This is a genomic window from Flavobacterium sp. 2755 (assembly GCF_031455715.1).
In the GTDB taxonomy this organism is placed as follows: Bacteria; Bacteroidota; Bacteroidia; order Flavobacteriales; family Flavobacteriaceae; genus Flavobacterium.
Window position 1 is genome coordinate 107,369 of sequence record NZ_JAVDTG010000003.1, and the last position, 18,317, is coordinate 125,685.

Annotated in this window: 9 protein-coding genes; 8 read left to right on the forward strand and 1 reads right to left on the reverse strand. The window is 34.2% G+C overall.

All coding sequences use genetic code 11. The features are described 5' to 3' along the window. Nucleotides 1-9 precede the first annotated feature (9 nt). The 8 genes from J2Y38_RS07775 to J2Y38_RS07810 all read left to right on the forward strand — a co-directional run bounded on the left by J2Y38_RS07775 (nt 10) and on the right by J2Y38_RS07810 (nt 16,113). Entirely contained in the window at nt 10-792 is a 783-nt protein-coding gene (locus J2Y38_RS07775) for a superoxide dismutase (protein ID WP_309841054.1), read from the forward strand. A gap of 291 nt (nt 793-1,083) precedes the next feature. Next, entirely contained in the window at nt 1,084-5,229 is a 4,146-nt protein-coding gene (locus J2Y38_RS07780; protein ID WP_309841056.1) for a two-component regulator propeller domain-containing protein, read from the forward strand. Between the two features lie 206 nt (nt 5,230-5,435). Beyond that, nucleotides 5,436-8,516: a TonB-dependent receptor gene (locus tag J2Y38_RS07785; RefSeq protein ID WP_309841057.1), complete on the forward strand. Its 3,081-nt coding sequence runs from the start codon at nt 5,436-5,438 to the stop codon at nt 8,514-8,516. A gap of 10 nt (nt 8,517-8,526) precedes the next feature. Next, nucleotides 8,527-10,074: a RagB/SusD family nutrient uptake outer membrane protein gene (locus J2Y38_RS07790; RefSeq protein ID WP_309841059.1), complete on the forward strand. Its 1,548-nt coding sequence runs from the start codon at nt 8,527-8,529 to the stop codon at nt 10,072-10,074. 179 nt (nt 10,075-10,253) lie between these two features. Next, the gene (locus J2Y38_RS07795; protein ID WP_309841060.1) at nt 10,254-11,312 is read left to right on the forward strand and encodes a glycoside hydrolase family 130 protein; all 1,059 of its coding nucleotides are present in this window, start codon (nt 10,254-10,256) and stop codon (nt 11,310-11,312) included. Further along, nucleotides 11,312-12,598 carry an MFS transporter gene (locus tag J2Y38_RS07800; protein ID WP_309841061.1) on the forward strand — a complete coding sequence of 429 codons (1,287 nt, stop codon included), beginning with the start codon at nt 11,312-11,314 and terminating at the stop codon, nt 12,596-12,598. Before J2Y38_RS07795 ends, J2Y38_RS07800 begins: the two co-directional genes overlap by 1 nt. A 15-nt stretch (nt 12,599-12,613) precedes the next feature. After that, nucleotides 12,614-14,335: a hypothetical protein gene (locus J2Y38_RS07805; RefSeq protein WP_309841062.1), complete on the forward strand. Its 1,722-nt coding sequence runs from the start codon at nt 12,614-12,616 to the stop codon at nt 14,333-14,335. Nucleotides 14,336-14,490: 155 nt separating this feature from the next. Beyond that, on the forward strand, nt 14,491-16,113 hold the full coding sequence (locus J2Y38_RS07810) for an alpha-glucosidase (RefSeq protein ID WP_309841063.1): 1,623 nt from the start codon (nt 14,491-14,493) through the stop codon (nt 16,111-16,113). A 54-nt stretch (nt 16,114-16,167) separates the two neighbouring features. On the opposite strand, the gene J2Y38_RS07815 is transcribed toward J2Y38_RS07810, so the two are convergent. Beyond that, the gene (locus J2Y38_RS07815; protein WP_309841064.1) at nt 16,168-18,039 is read right to left on the reverse strand and encodes an alpha-amylase family protein; all 1,872 of its coding nucleotides are present in this window, start codon (nt 18,037-18,039) and stop codon (nt 16,168-16,170) included. Nucleotides 18,040-18,317: the final 278 nt, after the last annotated feature.

The window sequence follows — 18,317 nt, forward strand, 5'->3', positions numbered from 1 at the left end:
ATTAATATTATGAAGAATAACATTGTTCGTTTCAGCATTTTAGCTTCATTTTTTCTATTATTTTCTTGTAATGATAGCAATAAGCTAACCGAAGTTGTAGAAGTTCCGCTGCCTACTAAAGAAGAAAAAATAACGATTGGTTCTCCAAATGATGTAAAAGCAGACCCGGGTTCTTTTGAACTTACAAAACTGCCATTTGCTTATGACGGATTAAGTCCTGCGTTACGTTCCTTAACTTTAGAAACGCATTATTCTAAGCACTATTTATCGTATACTAACAATTTTAATAAAGAGATTGTATCTACTGAATTTGAAAATATGCCTATTGAGGATATTTTAAAAAAGATGGATCTTAATAACGCTAAGCTTCGTCAAAATGCGGGCGGATATTACAATCATACACTTTATTTTAATATTTTAACTCCAAAACAACAGACTCCAAAAGATACTCTTGCGAGTTCAATTAATAAAGAATTTGGATCTTTTAATAATCTTACCAATCAATTTAAAGGTCAGGCTGAGAAACAATTTGGTTCTGGCTGGGTTTGGCTGGTTGTTGACCGATACGGAAAGTTACAAATTACAACTACAGAAGATCAGGATAACCCGTTAATGAAAAATGCATTAATTCCCGGAACGCCAATTTTAGGTATTGATTTATGGGAACATGCTTATTATCTGGATTATCAAAACCGAAAAGGAAGTTATATTGACGCTTTCTATGAACATATAAACTGGGAAAGGGTAAACGAGTATTATGTCGAAGCCCTCAAAAAGGTCAAGAAAGTATAAAAAAGTAAAGCTGATACTAAAAAAGTATCAGCTTTTTTTATTTTCTGATTTTAAAACACAAGCTCTTTATTAGTGAAAGACAAAAAATGTGACAAAAATCATAGCGTATCATTGTAGATTCCTATATCTTTAAGCATCGTGAAACACTTTCTTTAAATTAAGATTTACATCACGAGGAACTATTTAACCATTTTGAATAAACCAATATGCTAAGAAAGATGACTATGCCGGGTGAAGCTATTAAAACAAAGTACAGTGAAGATTAAAGCTATTCTCTTATATTTTGTCTTAATGATTTTCTTTTCATGTGACAATAAAGAGAAAAACATTTCTATAAACAATACTCAAAAGAGTCCGTTTTTAAAAACTACTCCATTACATATCCATAATCAAAACTCTAAAACAATTGATGTAGAGTATTCGTCTGAGCAGTTGGATAATAATAAAGGACTCTCTAATAGTTCAATTAATGCTATTTTTCAGGATTCTGACAATTTACTCTGGATAGGAACCTGGGATGGTTTAAATCGTTATGATGGCAGTAATTTTAAAATTTACAGACCAGAAGCTAATAATGAAAACAGTCTAAGCAATCAGGTTATTTTAAAAATAGACGAAGACAGTAATGGAAATATCTGGATTGTTACGATACACGGCATCAATCGGTTTGATAAAAAAACGGGCGCTTTCCATCGATATTATTTCTCAAGAAAAGATATCTCACCCTTATCTGAATCTGAGTTTAACATGGCGCTCGACTCTTCTAAAAGAGTTTTTTGTGCTGCAAAAAACTGGGGAATTGGCTATTTTGAAAATGATAGTTTTCAATTATTAAATTCAAAAAATCTCCCTAAAAAAGCGGTAAAAAAAATGCAGTTTACACAAAAAGGTGAATTGCTAGTTTTATTTGAAAATAATGATCTCTACAAATTATCTATTGAAACTGCCAAAAGCGGTAAAAAGGCAATTTCAGGAATAAAATTAATTTCAAAAAATATTCAATCATTTGATGAAATATCGAAGCAAAAAATAGTTATAGTATCACTAAACGGACACAGCAGTTTATATTCTTTAAACAATGAAATTCTTTCATTCCGTAAAAACCATATTGAAAAAATTATAGGCAAAATTGCTGATGGTCTTATCGTTCTGGACAAATCAGGATATGCTGTTTTAGATCAAAATGGTGTTGAGGTAAAAAAGGATTGGTTAAAACATTTAAAAAACAAAACTACCGTTCTCATTCAGGGAAACGAAAATATATTTTGGGCAGGAACGGATGGCGACGGAATTTTTAAAATAAGCCCGCTTAAAAAACCTTTTAATTTGGTTTCTAAAACAGAGATTCCAGAATTGGATGGTGCCATTGTGAGAACATTTTTAGAATTAGAAGATCATTCATTTCTTATTGGTACAAAAGGAAAAGGTTTGTTTAAATTCGCTTCAAATTTTTATTTAAATCCCGAAAAACCATTAGATTACAAAAACTACAACGAGAGTAACAGTGCCATAAACAATTCCGTTTTTTCTTTACACAAAGGACAAAACGATCTAATTTTTATTGGTACAGATGGCGATGGTATTACCGTTTATGATTCGAAAAAATCAAAATTAGTTACCTGGAAAGAAATTATAGACAGCGACGCCTGTTCTTACTTTAAATCTGTTTATTCTATTTATCAGGATGATAACGGTTTTATCTGGGTTGGAACAAACGGATATGGGATGTTTCGGTTTAAAATTGAGCATTTAGGAAATAATCTAAAAGTTTCTGATTTTAAAAACTATGCGGCGAATAATAACCAAAGCAATGCATTGAGCAGTAATATTGTCTTTTCGATAATTCCAAAAAACAAAAATCAACTCTGGATTGGGACTCGTTTAGGCGGATTAAATTTATTTGATATCAAATCTGAACGTTTTTATGCTTACAGAAATCATAAAAATGATCCTGAAAGTTTATCCAACAATGATATTTTGTGTTTGGTAACCGATGCTAAAAATAGGCTTTGGATTGGAACCAGTCTCGGCTTAAATCTACTGGAAACAAAAAATGGCAAGCCTGTATTTAAAAGTTTTACGGTAAAAGACGGTCTTCCTAATAATACTATTCACGGAATTGTTTGTGATAAAAAAAATAATCTCTGGTTAAGCACCAATTTTGGTCTTTCTAATTTTAATGTCAAGGAATTAAACTTTACGAATTATACTAAAAACGAAGGACTTCAAAACAATGAATTTGCTGACGGCGCTTTTTACCAAAATTTAAAATCTGATTTTATATTTATGGGCGGTATAAAAGGATTTAATTATTTTTTACCCCAAAATATAAAAGAGTCAAATGTAATTCCAGATCTTTTTATTGATAAAATAAGCGGACAAAATCAGCCGCTGCCCTATTATCAAGGATTGGTTATTGCGCCAAATTCTACTTCTCATCCATCTATTGTTTTAAATCATAATCAGAACTTTTTTGATATTGAATTGACCGCGCTGACTTTTATCAATACCGAAAAATGTCAGTATGCTTATCAATTAAAGAATTTTGACAAGGACTGGAATGTTATTGATAATCGAAGAATTATTTCTTTTACAAACGTTCCTAAAGGAAATTATTCTTTATGGATAAAATGGTCCAATAGTGATGGTGTCTGGACTAAACCGGTTCAGGCTGTTGATATACGCATTAAACCGGTTTACTGGCAGTCGAACATTGCCTTTTTAATTTATGCCCTGCTCCTATTGGCTTTTGCGTTTTTTATTCAGAGTTATTACAAAAAACGTCAATCCTTAAACCAAAATATTTTATTTAGGAAAAGGGAAATGGAAATACATGAAAACAGGCTTACTTTTTTTACAGAAATAGCGCATGAATTTCAAACGCCGCTTACTTTAATTGTTGGTCCAATTCAAAAACTTTCTGAAGTAACCAACCTCAGCGAAAGAAATACGAAATTCATACACATGATTCAGCGCAATTCTTCGCGTTTATTGTTTCTAACGCAGCAATTACTTGAATTTAGAAAAGCTGAATTTGATCATATCGAAGTAAACGTGAAAAATTTTGATTTGGTAAATTTAATCGAACAAATAGCCGAATTGTTTGATGAATGGGCAATTGAAAAAAACATTAGTTATTCACTTGATATTCCGCCAGTTTTATTAGGATGGTTTGACAAAGATAAAATCGAAAAAATAGTATTTAATCTAATGTCGAATGCTTTTAAATATACGCCTGAAAATGGAAAAATAACCTTGAAGTTTAGTATCCAAGACATTGGTTTAGAAAAATTAAATATTACGATTACCAATACAGGAAAAGGGATTTCGAAAGAAGAATCAGATTCATTGTTTGATCAGTTTTTCTTAGCTAAATTAAATACAGATGCAGATAATACCATGTTCAGAACCGGTATTGGTCTGGCGTATGTAAAAAAATTAATTACGGCATTAAGAGGCGAAATTTCGGTTTCAAGTCAGGAAAATGTCGAAACAACTTTTACTGTTTTACTGCCTTGTAATAAAGAATCATTTGATGAAAAAGAACTCGATAGTACCGTAAGTCCTATTTTAATTTCGAACCATTTAAAAAATATTCTGGAAGAAACTCCGGTTAAAGAGGAAGAAACTCCAGATAAAATTTCCTCATTAAGCCACATTACAGATGATCGAAAATCGATATTGATTGTTGAAGATGAAAAAGAAATTCATCTGCTTATTAATGATTTATTAGATCAAAAATATAAACTTATCACAGCATACAATGGTTTAGAAGCTTTAAAAATTATTGAAAATGAAATTCCTGATCTTATTATCAGTGATGTCATGATGCCTTTTATGGATGGTATTGACTTTTGTAAAATAATCAAGAACGATCTTAAAACCTGTCATATTCCGTTTATCATGTTAACCGCAAAAGATTCTGTTCTGCATCGAATTGAAGGAATAGAAAGCGGCGCCAATTCCTATATCGCAAAACCATTTTATCCGGATCATTTACTGATAAGGGTTCAAAAACTTCTGGAAGAAAAAGAATTAATATCAAGACATTTTACGCAAGATACTCCTATCGAAAATCTGGCTTCTTTGCCCATAAATAATGACGAAAAAGACTTCATCAAAAAAGTAATTGATCTAATTCGCCGTAATATTGACAATGAAAATCTTCAAAGTTTATTTATCGAAAAAGAACTAGGCATCAGCAATTCACAATTGTATCGAAAAATCAAACAAATATTTGGTTTTACTCCGGGGGATTTGATTCGAACCATCAGATTAAAATACGCTGCAGAATTATTGCGAAAGAATATTTTAACCGTATCAGAGGTTTGCTATAGTTCCGGCTTTAATAATCGCTCCTATTTTTACCGCGAGTTTAAAAAACTCTATAATACTACGCCCAAAAATTACCAGCTCAAATACAAAAGCAAGAGCTAAAACAAGCACAACACATTAAATAACAACACAATAACAACCAGTGTACACTTTTGAAGAAATAGTGTACACTGTTTCTTGTATGCACCAGCTAATTTTATAAACGATAATTATTTCAATCGTTATCGTAAAACTTTACAAATATCTCTAACCTTTTTAACCATGAAAAAAAACAATCAAAACACTAACCCAATTAACACTTCCTTATCATGATGAAAAAATATATTTATAAGTTATTCCTGTTTGGAATAATGATGGTGGGAAGCATTATGAATGCTCAAACCGTAAAAGGTGTAGTTTCTGATATTGATGGCCCAATGCCGCAGGCTAATATCAATGTAAAAGGAACCTCAACCTATGCTATAACCGATTTTGATGGTAATTATATTATTAATGCAGGTACTGACGCTGTCCTGATTTTTAGCTATGTAGGATATCAATCTCAGGAAATAGCCGTATCTGGCAGAAAAGAAATAAATGTTACGCTGGCAGCAGATTCAAATGCTTTGAACGAAGTTGTTATTGTAGGATATACAAGTGAAAAAAAATCATCCATAACAGGTGCTGTTGCAACTGTAGATATGAGCGAATTAGCTAAAACAAAAGTTGCTGATGTTGGCCAGGCTTTACAAGGGCAAGTTGCCGGTGTTTCAGTTTCGGCTAATACGGGTGCTCCCGGCGACGGACTTAAAATACGTATTAGAGGCGAAGGCACATTGGGTAACAACGAAGTACTGTATGTTGTGGACGGTGTAGCGACTCGTGATATTTCATTCCTGAATATGTCTGATGTAAAATCGATGACCGTATTAAAAGACGCTGCTGCAACGGCTATATATGGATCAAGATCTTCAGGCGGGGTTGTTATTCTTACCACCAAAAGCGGTGCAAAAGGAAAAGCAAATATTGATGTAGACTATTTTGGCGGAACTAGTTATGCGACTAATCTTCCGAAAATGCTAAACGCAGATCAATATTTAACTGTAATGGATCAGGCTTGGCATAATTCTAACAATAATCCTGCAAATGGAATAAGTCCTTACCAAACCGATAGAACTAACGGACAAGTTAACGGGATTCCGTTATCAAATACAAACTGGTTAAATGAATTATTTGGTGCAGGAAGAACTGACAATTTCCAGATTTCTGCCAGCGGAGGTACTGATAAAACACAATACTTAATTTCCGGAGGTTATTTTGGACAAAATGGTATTGTCGTAGGTGATAAAGATACTTACAGACGTATCAATTTTAGAGCAAATATCAATACCGAAATTACAGAACGTCTTAAAGTGGGTACAAACTTTCAGATTACAAGCAGCAGGCAGGATAAAATGTCTTCGAGCGGAGATGCTCCCGGAGTAATTAGACATGCTTTATTACGTCCTTCTGTTTTAGGCGTTTATAAAGATGTAAACGATCCAACGTATAAAGCAAATGATCCTTATACTGATTTGCCATTCTATTTAAACAACAATCCTAATGGTGGATGGAGCCGTAATTATGAGCTGACATCAAATCCTATTGCTATAGTGAATTTTACAGATGATGTAAGATCTGCCTTTAAAACCTTTGGAAATGTTTATGCTGAATATGCTTTTCTGGCTGATAAATCATTAAAATTCAGAAGTAATTTTGGTGCCGAAATCACTTTCGATCACAATAAAGCTTTTGGAGAAAATTTTGGAGATGATAATGACAATGATCCTAATGAATTATATCCGGGACAAGGCAGACAAAACCGACCTTCAAACTTAAACGAAAACAGAGGCGAAGCTACCACTTTTACCTTTACCAATACTTTAAACTATACCAAAACTCTTGCACAGAAACACAGTATTAATGCTTTATTAGGAGAAGAAACAGTTAGTTACGACCAATCTGCAGTTGGCGGAAGCAGAACAAATTATAATAATACAACTGATCCTTTCCGTTATTTGGATTTCGGAAGCGATGTAAATAAAAACAGTTCAGGATCTGCACAAAGCTGGAATCTTATTTCCTTTTTTGCTTCTGCAAATTATGCATACGATAATAAATATTTAGCTTCAGGAACAATAAGAGCCGATGGTTCCTCTCGTTTTGGACCTAATAATAAATGGGGTTATTTCCCTTCCGTTTCCGGAGGATGGGTAATGTCCAGAGAAAAATTCATGGAAAATGCAAAATGGGTTTCTAACTTAAAATGGAGAGCCAGCTGGGGACAATCTGGGAATCAGGAAATCCCTAATAATGCTTATGAAACTCTTGTTACCGAAACTGGCGGAATCATAAATGTGGTGCGTTACGGTAATCCTGACCTAAAATGGGAAACGACTACGCAAACCAACTTTGGTCTTGATTTAGGTGTATTAGAAAATAAACTGACTTTCTCTGTCGATTATTTTGATAAAACAACCGATGATATTTTACTAGCCGTAGGACTTCCGTCTGCAACAGTTGGTCAAATCAACAAAACATATGTGAATGCCGGTGTTGTAACGAATAAAGGTTTTGAGTTTGGAGCTAATTTTCAAAACAACGACCACGAATTTAAATACGGAATCAACGGAAACATTGCTACTTTAAAAAATAATGTAGAACAGTTACAGCAATATGTTTCTGAAATAAATGATGATAAAACGCACACCAAAACTGTAGTTGGACAGCCAATTAGTTCTTATTACGGATTAAAATTTGATGGAATTTATCAAAATCAGGCAGAAATAGATGCAGCTTTATACTCCAATTCAAACGGTGCAAAACCCGGAGATATTAAGTTTAAAGACTTAAACGGAGACGGACAAATTAATGCGAATGACAGAACGTTTATAGGAAGTTCAATCCCGAAAATTACTTACGGATTTTCATTTAATGCCGAATATAAAAGATTTGACATGTCATTTCTTTTCCAAGGCGTTTCAGGTGTAGATCGTTACAATGATTTAAAACAAATTTTAGATTACGACAGCCGTCCGTTTAATTCTACCACTTCAGTATTAAACGCATGGAATGGCGAAGGAACAAGCAACACAATTCCTCGTAATACGCTAAATGACAATGGCGGAAGTCAGGTTTCAAGTGTTTTTGTAGAAGATGCTTCTTATTTGCGATTAAAAAATCTTGAGATTGGATATACATTCAATCCTAAAATAATTGGCGATACGTATTTAAGAATGTATGTATCGGGACAAAACTTGTTGACTTTTACGAAATATACTGGTTTAGATCCAGAATCGACTTCTTTTATAGATCAGGGTACTTATCCTCAATCTAGTACAATACTAATAGGTCTAAAATTTAAAATTTAATAATCGAATCATGAAATATAAATATATAACAGTAATCCTTATTGCACTTGCCTTAACAAGCTGCGAAGATGAACTTACTACAGATCCCATCGGAGCGCAAACTCAGGAACAAGCCAATTCTAAACCAACATTAGCATCTGTAGAAAGTTCGGTAACTTCTTCTTACGATATGTTATCCAACAGATTAAATCAGCTTGCTGAATGGGATTGGAACGGAGGCTTAGTATTTCAAAATGATATTATTATAGATGATATTGCTTCTGATGATATGGAGAAAAAATGGTCTCCAGACGGTGATCAATCGTGGATGGATGAAATCAATAATTTCACTTTTACTTCGACAAATGGCGGTCCAAACGGATTGTGGAAATACAATTATGAAGGTATTAAAAGAACCAACATTGCATTGAATTTTCTATTAAATCCGGAGATTGAATCGCTTACTGGAATTTCAACCCAAAGAAAAAACCAATTACTGGGTGAAGCTTACTTTTTACGCTCGTACTATTACTTTTCATTGGTAACAAATTTTGGCGATGTGCCATTAATTCTGGCTCCCATAAAAACATATCAGGAAGCTTTTGATAAAGCCGTAAGAGCACCAAAAGAAACGGTATGGAGCCAAATTAAGACTGATTTAGAAACAGCAAAAGGACTTTTGCCAAACTTAAAATATTCGTCAAGTACAGAAAAATGGAGAGTTTCGAAAGGAGCAGTTATTGCACTTTTGGCTAAAACAGCACTGTATAATAAAGACTGGGCTGGTGTAAATACTTTAGTATCAGAACTAGAAACAACAGGTTTTTATAGCCTTGATGCGAATTATTTTGATAACTTTAATATGAACAAGGAATATGCAGACAATGAAGTGATTTTCTCCTATAACCATGTTAAACAGGCTGATCCGAGAAAAGGTAACGGAATTTGTGCACCTCTTGGATGGGGATTTTTTGCTCCAAGTACTGATTTTTTAGCTTCGTTTGAGCCTAATGACCCTAGAAAATTATATACCGTAAATGCTCCTGAACAATGGGTTAATAAACTTTTAGGAACTACAGACGGCGGAAACAAAGGTGATGATGATGCTCCAAACAATAAAGTTTTCATTCGCTATGCCGACGTTTTACTTTGGAAAGCAGAAGCACTTAATGAAACAGGAAATTATTCAGGCGCAATTGACATTATAAACCAAATTAGAGCAAGAGCCAGAAATACTGTAACAACAGTAACGGTTAGAGTTCAGGATCCGGCTTTTCCAGCTGACCCGAGCAAAACGATTACGGTAACTTCAGTTGGTCCTCCTCCTCCTGCTGGCACATTACCAGACAGACCAAATTCTGGAGATAAAGCGGTTGTAAAAACTTGGCTGATTGCTGAAAGAAGAGCCGAATTAGGTTTTGAAAATCAAAGAATGCCCGATTTAAAAAGATGGGGAATTGCTAAGGATGTAATGACGGCTCATGGAAAAGTTTTCTTAGACAAGCATATGCTTTATCCAATTCCGCAAGCAGAAGTAGATGCATCGGCAGGACTTTTAACACAAAATCCTGGATATTAAGACAAATCTATTTCCAATTTTTAAATTGCCTCCAGCTTTAGCTGGAGATCTGGAAAGGAAATGAGAACTAGGCTTTAGCCAAAAACACTTAATTATTTTGGCTAAAGCCGAATTTATTATCAATTCTTCAACCTCCAGCTAAAGCTGGAGGTAATTAAAAACGATAAAAAATAAAAATCATGAAAGATATAGCGAAACGTTTTGCAGATAATCCATTATTATCACCTGCAGACATCCCAGCAAGCAGAGAAGGATTAGAAATAACCTGTTTATTAAATCCGGGAGTATTTCAATATGAAAATAAAACCTGGCTGGTAGTACGCGTTGCCGAAAGACCGAAACAAAAGGATAATATCATTTCTTTTCCCATATTGACTGAAACCGGTTCTATTCAAATTATTGAGATAGCAAAAAATGATCCCGAATTAATAGCGACAGATGCCAGAGTAATCAATTACAAAGGAGTTGATTATTTAACGACATTATCTCATTTACGCTTATTATGCAGCGAAGATGGACATAATTTCTACGAACCCGAAAATTATCCGTCACTTGTTGGAGAAGGTATGCTTGAAACATTTGGTATAGAAGACTGCCGTGTTGCCGAAATCGAAGGAACTTACTATTTAACTTTTACTTCAGTATCAGATAATGGTGTTGGCGTTGGTTTGCGCACTACAACCGATTGGAAAAACTTCACGAAACACGGTATGATATTACCGGCGCATAATAAAGACTGTGCCATTTTTGAAGAAAAAATAAACGGATTATTTTATGCTTTACACCGCCCGAGCAGTGTCGATATTGGCGGTAATTATATCTGGATCGCCTCTTCTCCTGATGGTATTCATTGGGGAAATCACCACTGTATCATAAAAACAAGAAAAGGACTTTGGGACAGTAAAAGAGTTGGTGCCGGAGCTGCCCCAATAAAAACAGAAAAAGGGTGGCTTGAAATTTATCACGGAGCCAATGAAAATCATCAATATTGTCTGGGTGCTTTTTTAATGGATTTAAATGATCCTTCAAAAGTAATTGCAAGAACTATTGAGCCTATTATGGTTCCTACGACAGAATATGAATTAAGCGGATTTTTTGGAAACGTAGTATTTACCAACGGTCACATTGTAGAGCCAGACGGAGATACGCTTACAATGTATTATGGTGCATCTGATGAATTTGTATGCGGTGCTCAATTTTCGATTAAAGAAATCCTTTTACTTTTAAAAAATAGCTAATGTTTAAAAAACTTATATCAGAAATTGATCATTTTAAAAGTCAGACCCATAATTTTCGTATTCTTATTTTCACCAACTTAGTCTACGCATTAGTACTGCCGGTTATCGATATATTTGTTGCCGCTTATATTATGCGAAACTCAAATGATACCTCAAAAGTAGTCATCTATCAATTGGCAATTTATACCGGGATTCCGCTTACGTTTTTATTAAATGGATTTTTGCTGAAACATATCAATATCAAAAAATTATATTCAATCGGAATGATGCTCAGCGGAGTTTCGATGATTATAATGATGTCGTTAAAAACTCTCGATTTAATCGGGATTGGTGTTGCCGGGATTACTATGGGGCTTTCTTTTGGTTTGTATTGGTCAAATCGCGATTATCTAGCTTTGTCCATAACAAATGACAACAATCGAAATTATTATTACGGATTAGAAACCTTTATTTATACCATAATTGCTATTGCAATACCTGCAGCAATTGGCTTGTTTATTCAGTCAAAAATAGGAGAAGATCAAAAACATCAGGCTTATGAAATCATTACAGCAGTTGTTTTTTTAATTACCATTATTGCTTCAATGGTTTGTTACAGAGGTAAATTTATAAATCCTGCACAAAAGCAATATATATTTTTCAAATTTCATCCGCTTTGGTACAAACTGCTTTCGCTGGCAGCCTTCAAAGGTTTGGCACAAGGATTTTTGGTTACCGCTCCCGCCATGCTTATTTTTAAAATATTGGGAGAAGAAGGCGCATTAGGAAAAGCACAATCTATTGGAGCAGTTTTAGCCGCAATTATTATTTATTTTATAGGACGTTTTTCTAAACCATCAGACCGAATCAAAACCTTTTCTGTTGGATTAATTCTGTTTGCTTTGGGTGCTTGTTTAAATGGTTTTCTTTTTAACAAAATGGGCGTAATAATCTTTTTATTATTGCTGCTTATCGCAAAACCTTTAATGGATTTAGCCTACTTTCCTATTCAGTTAAAAGTAATTGACATTGTTTCCAGAATCGAAAAAAGAGGTGAGTTTGCTTATATCTTAAATCATGAAGCCGGTTTATACCTTGGAAGACTTTTAGGCGCCGGAACTTTCTTAACCTTGTATTTTGTTGTATCTGAAGATTTTGCTTTAAGATATGCCATTGGTATTATCGCACTATTGCAGTTATGTTCTATTTACATCAGTAAAAAAATCATCAAACAAGGTCTGGAACTTTCTCCAGATGAAGAAACAGAACCTAAAGTATTAGAAGAAACAGCCGCAGGACTGCTTTAATTAAAAAAGAACAAAATGAATACATTTATAAAAATAAGCACTTCGTGTCTGCTAGTTTTAAGTTTAACCACAGCCGCACAAGTAACACAGCAAAAAATACCCCGCGTAGCACAAATGCCTGATTTACCGCAGCCATTAAAAATTATTGATTACAAAAAACTGGCTTTAGATTTTGACAAAACAGTTTATGATTTTAATGCAAAAGGTAAATTTTGGCCGATGGTCTGGATGGATGACAGCAAGAAAAATTACCCGCAGACTGTTGTTGGATTATATACTGCTGTAGCAGATGTACGACAAGGCCCGGATCATAATAAAGGAATGTTTCATGAAGCTCTGGCAACAATGGGCGCTACACTTGGAGCTACATTAGTAGGGGTCGACAAAAACAACTCTCAAAACCTAAACTATGTTGCCATGTTGAAAAACTATTTCAACAAAGAAACCAACTGGAATATTATGATGAATAATACCTGCCCTGAAGTCGCTTTACTTGGCGGAGGTTATGGCCGCGATTGGTGGTATGATGTATATCCAAATCTTCTGTTTTATGCTATTTATGATAAATACCCAAATGAACCTGGTTTTACAGAAATAGCGAGAAGTATTGCAGACAAATTTTACGAAGCCGATGTAATTTTAAATGGCAACTACGAATACTCCTATTTTGATTACAACAAAATGAAACCCATGACAAACCAAATCTGCGCACAGCCAGATGCGGCAGCCGGACATGCATGGGTATTGTATATGGCCTATAAAAAATTTGGTGACGCCAAATACTTAAAAGGTGCTAAAAGTGCATTAGCAGCCTTAGAATCGCAGTCTAAAAATCCAACTTATGAAGTATTAATGCCTTTTGGAGCTTATTTAGCGGCGAGAATTAATTCCGAAGAAGGTACAAAATACGATACAAACAAAATGCTGGACTGGACTTTTGACGGAACACCTATTTGTCGTGAAGGCTGGGGTTCTTTAGTTGGAAATTGGAACGGAATTGATATTTCGGGCGTTTTTGGAAGTACGGTAGATCACGGCGGATACGGATTTTTAATGAATACTTATGATGCTGCGTGGCCGCTTATACCAATGGTAAGATACGATCAATCGTATGCTGTTTCAATAGGAAAATGGATGTTGAATGCTGCGAATGCTTCTCGTTTTTTCTATCCTCAGTATATGCCGGACGAACACGAAACAATACCTGAATTGGCAGAAGTTTCAAAAGGCGTTATTGGTTACGAAGGGATCATAAAGCAATCTAGTTATAAAGAATATGAAAACCTAAAAGGTCCTGTAGCACAAGGCGACGGTCCGCTTTGGGTACCCGGCGAAAACCCAAAGGAATCTCAGTTTAGTGTTTATGGAAGCGGTCACGTTGGTATTTTTGGAAGCATTATCCGTGAAACCAATGTTACCGGAATATTGCAATTAAACTTATTAGCAACCGATTTTTATAGCGATAAAGCCTATCCTTCTTATCTATATTATAATCCGTATTCTACAAGTAAAACAGTAACTGTAAAAGTTGAAAAAGGCACAAAAGTAGATTTGTATAATACTGTTTCTGGGAGTTTTATTGCTAAGAATATTTCTGCTTCCACAAAAATAAAAATGGATCCATTAAGTGCCGCTGTAATTGTTCAAGTACCTGCAAATGGAAAAGTAAGTTATGAAGGCTCAAAAATGCTGGTTAATGGTGTAGTTGTAGATTATCAATATCAGCAAAAAAAGTAAATAACTAAGTTTACCACCTAGTTTGTCATTCCGAGGAACGAGGAATCGCACAAGAGAATCGACAAAGATTGGCGACATTCTTTACGGAGTTTCTCGTGCGATTCCTCGTTCCTCGGAATGACAAAAATGAGACTAAATTCAGCACAATAAATATTATGAAATCTATATTAAATTGTATCACCTTTTTTCTTCTAATATTCTATTCAAACATCAGTATCGCCCAAAACACACCCAACAAAAAATGGTGGAAAGAATCCGTTTTCTATCAAATCTACATGCCAAGTTACGCCGATAGCAATGGAGACGGATATGGCGATTTTAAGGGAATGACTCAAAAATTAGATTATTTAAAAGAGTTAGGCATAAAAGGCATTTGGCTTACACCTTTTCTGACTTCGCCAAAAGTGGATAACGGTTATGATATTGCCAATTATTATGAAGTAGATCCAACATATGGAACTAAAGCCGATTTTGATACCTTTTTGAATGAAGCGCATAAAAGAGGAATAAAAGTAATTATCGATATGGTTTTAAACCATACTTCTACAGATTGTAAATGGTTTCAGGAATCGAGAAAATCAAAAGACAATCCGTATCGGGATTATTATATCTGGAAAGACGAGCCGAATAATTGGGAATCTTTTTTTGGAGGTACAGCGTGGGAAAAAGACACTGCTACCAATCAATATTACTATCATAAGTTTGATAAAAGAATGGCCGATTTGAACTGGTCAAATCCAAAAATTGTTGCTGAGGTTCAAAAAATACTCCGATTTTGGCTTGATGCCGATGTAGATGGTTTCAGATTAGATGTAATAAACTTCCTGACTACAAATGGTATTACAGAAGATAATCCGATGAAAAACGGACAGCAGGAACACGTAAACGATATAGATCAGGAAGGCGTAAAAAACGCGATGAAAATTATAAAATCGACCGTAAATGAATATGATAATCGTTTTATTGTGGGAGAAATTGGCAGCGATAAAATCAAGGTTTTAAAACAATACCAATCGCAGGATTTGCTGGACGTTGTTTTTAATTTCAATTTTGGAAGTATCAAAGAATTTTCGACGCAGCGTATTTTTGATGAATTACAAAGCATGGAGAAAAATATGAGCAATTATCCCACTTTGTTTTTTGGAAGCCATGATATGCCCAGAATGATCGACAAACTGGCAGACGGAAATACAGACAGAGCCATCGCCCTCGCTGCTTTAATACTTACTGCAAAAGGAGTTCCGTTTATTTATTATGGAGAAGAAATTGGTATGCATAATATTATCGCACAAAACATATCCGAAATGGTCGATATACAAGGCAAAACTCATTATCAATTGGCAATAGCTCAAGGCAAAAATGACAAAGAAGCACTTCTTGAAGGTAACGAACACAATCGCGATAAATCCCGAAGCCCAATGCAATGGAACGGAGAAGTATTTGCTGGATTTTCTAAAGAAAAAACCTGGATTAAAATCAATCCTGATTATAAAGAAATAAATGTTGCAGCTTTAAAAACTCAAAAAAAATCTATTCTTAACAGCTATAAAAAATTGATCGCTTTAAGAAATAAAGAAAAAGTTTTACAATATGGCATCTATGATAATCTGGAACTTCAAGGAGATCAAATTTCATTTACACGATCTTTTGAAAATGAAAAAATTACTGTTCTCATTAATTTTGGTATAACAAAAGAAATAACATTACCTGCTAATGCAAAAATATTATTAGGTCAAAAAGAGCTGAAACCAAATAGTTTTATTATTTACAAAAATTAGTTTTTCAATTAAACCCGACAGGTTTTAAAACCTATCGGGTTAATCATATGTACACTATTTCAATTCATAAATAAACGATTCTGAAGGCGCTATTTCAACTATAACAGTCCCTTCTCCATTCTTTACCACCAAAATATTTTTGTTGCTCGAATATAATTGATCTGTAAGCACGTATTCACCATCTTTTAAATTCCATTTCAAAATAACATCAGATGGGATTTTCAAATTAAACGCACTTGTTTTTTCTGAAGAGAAATTCGTTACAATAATCAATTTTTGAGTTTCAGACCAACGAACAAACGAATAAATCAATTCATCATAACCAACATTATTTTGACGATTTATCGATTGAATTTCCTGAAAACTTCCCATTAAAGCCGGGCTTTTTATAGAGAAATTTAATAATCGTTTGTAAAAGTCTCGTAATTGCTTTTCAGAATCAGATAATTGTCCGCCGTCAAATTTTCCTTCATTCATCCATCTTTGGTGATTTGGAACCCCGATATAATCGAAAATAGAAGTTCTGGAACGAGTTCCGAAACCTGCATTTTCATTCCCAGCCTCACCTACTTCCTGTCCAAAATAAACCATTGTTGGCGAAGTACTTAAAGTTGTCGAAACCACCATTAAAGGTTTACCGCGTTCCGGTGTTCCGGCAAATTCCGGAGAAGCTAAACGCTGTTCATCATGATTGTCTAAAAAATGAAGCATATGATGTTCAATATCTGCCATCCCTTTTTGAATATCCGATAATCCATCCGGAGAAGATTTTCCGCGAATAACATCTTTCAGTTTATCATACGTTTCTACTTTATCATACAAATAATCCATTTTTCCTAAACGAATGTAATTTCTATATTCATTTGGATTATAAACTTCTGCCAATAAAAAAGCATTTGGATTTTTCATCTTGATCGCAGAGTTCATATAACTCCAAAATTCGTACGGAACCATTTCTGCCATATCATAACGGAAACCGTCAACACCTTTTGCTGTCCAGTATAAAGCTATCGATTTAAATTTTTTCCACGAATTCGGCACCTCTTTATCTTGCCAAAAAGCAAAATGTTCAGCATAAGATTTTTGGTCAAAACCAGACGGAAGTTCAGGGAAATCTTTTGAACCGTCAGGTCGAACGCCATAATTTACTTTTACCGTTTCGTACCAGTCATTTTGATCCGGTTTCACTTTACGCGAACCATTTCCTGTCCACTTTGCAGGATTTTCATCAAAAACACCATCAATAAGAGGATTTTTTTCTCCGTTTAACGGAATATCTCCATCGGGAATTTCAAAGTGTACATTTGGAATATAGTAGAAATTATTATCTCGTTTATATTCTACATTTACATCATCATCGGCACCAAAATCTCTTACACCTTCAGGATTATTTTTCCCTTCGTATTTACGCGCAATATGATTCGGAACAATATCTATAATTAATTTTAATCCCGCTTTATGTGTACGTGCGATTAAAGCCTCAAATTCCTCTAATCTATTTGCAGGATTTACAGCCAAATCAGGATTTACATTATAATAATCTTTTACAGCATACGGTGAACCTGCACGGCCTTTTACCACTTCCGGATCGTCGTTTGAGATTCCGTAAGCCGTATAATCATGAACCAAAGCGTGATGAGGTACGCCGGTATACCAAATATATGTTACACCTAAATCCTTAATTTCGTGAAGCGCTTTATCTGTAAAATCATTAAACTTTCCAACTCCGTTTTCTTCAATAGTTCCCCACGGTTTATTAGTTTTGTTTTTATTTCCGAATAAACGGGTAAAAACCTGGTATACAACAATTTTATGATCTTTTGAATTTTCTTCTTTTACTTCACTCATTTTTAAATCTTTTGTTTTACAACCCGAAAACAACATTGCTGTGGCCATTCCCGCAGCAATAAATTTACTTTTTATCATAGTTTTTTAAATCTAAACGTATCTGTTTTTTGGAATTAGAAATCTAAATCCAATTCCTAAATTTAGTTTATTTTTTATAACTCTAAAGAATGCCATTTCAATTTATCATTTTGCAATAACGAAATCGTTAACTACAACGTGAGAGTTTATAGTTTTGTTGATAAAATAGAGGGACAAAGGTTCAAAGTAACAAAGGGACAAAGGTTTTGAAATGTAAGCGAAATTTTTAAATTCAAACTTTGAACCTTTGTTACTTTGTTACTTTGAACCTAAAAAGA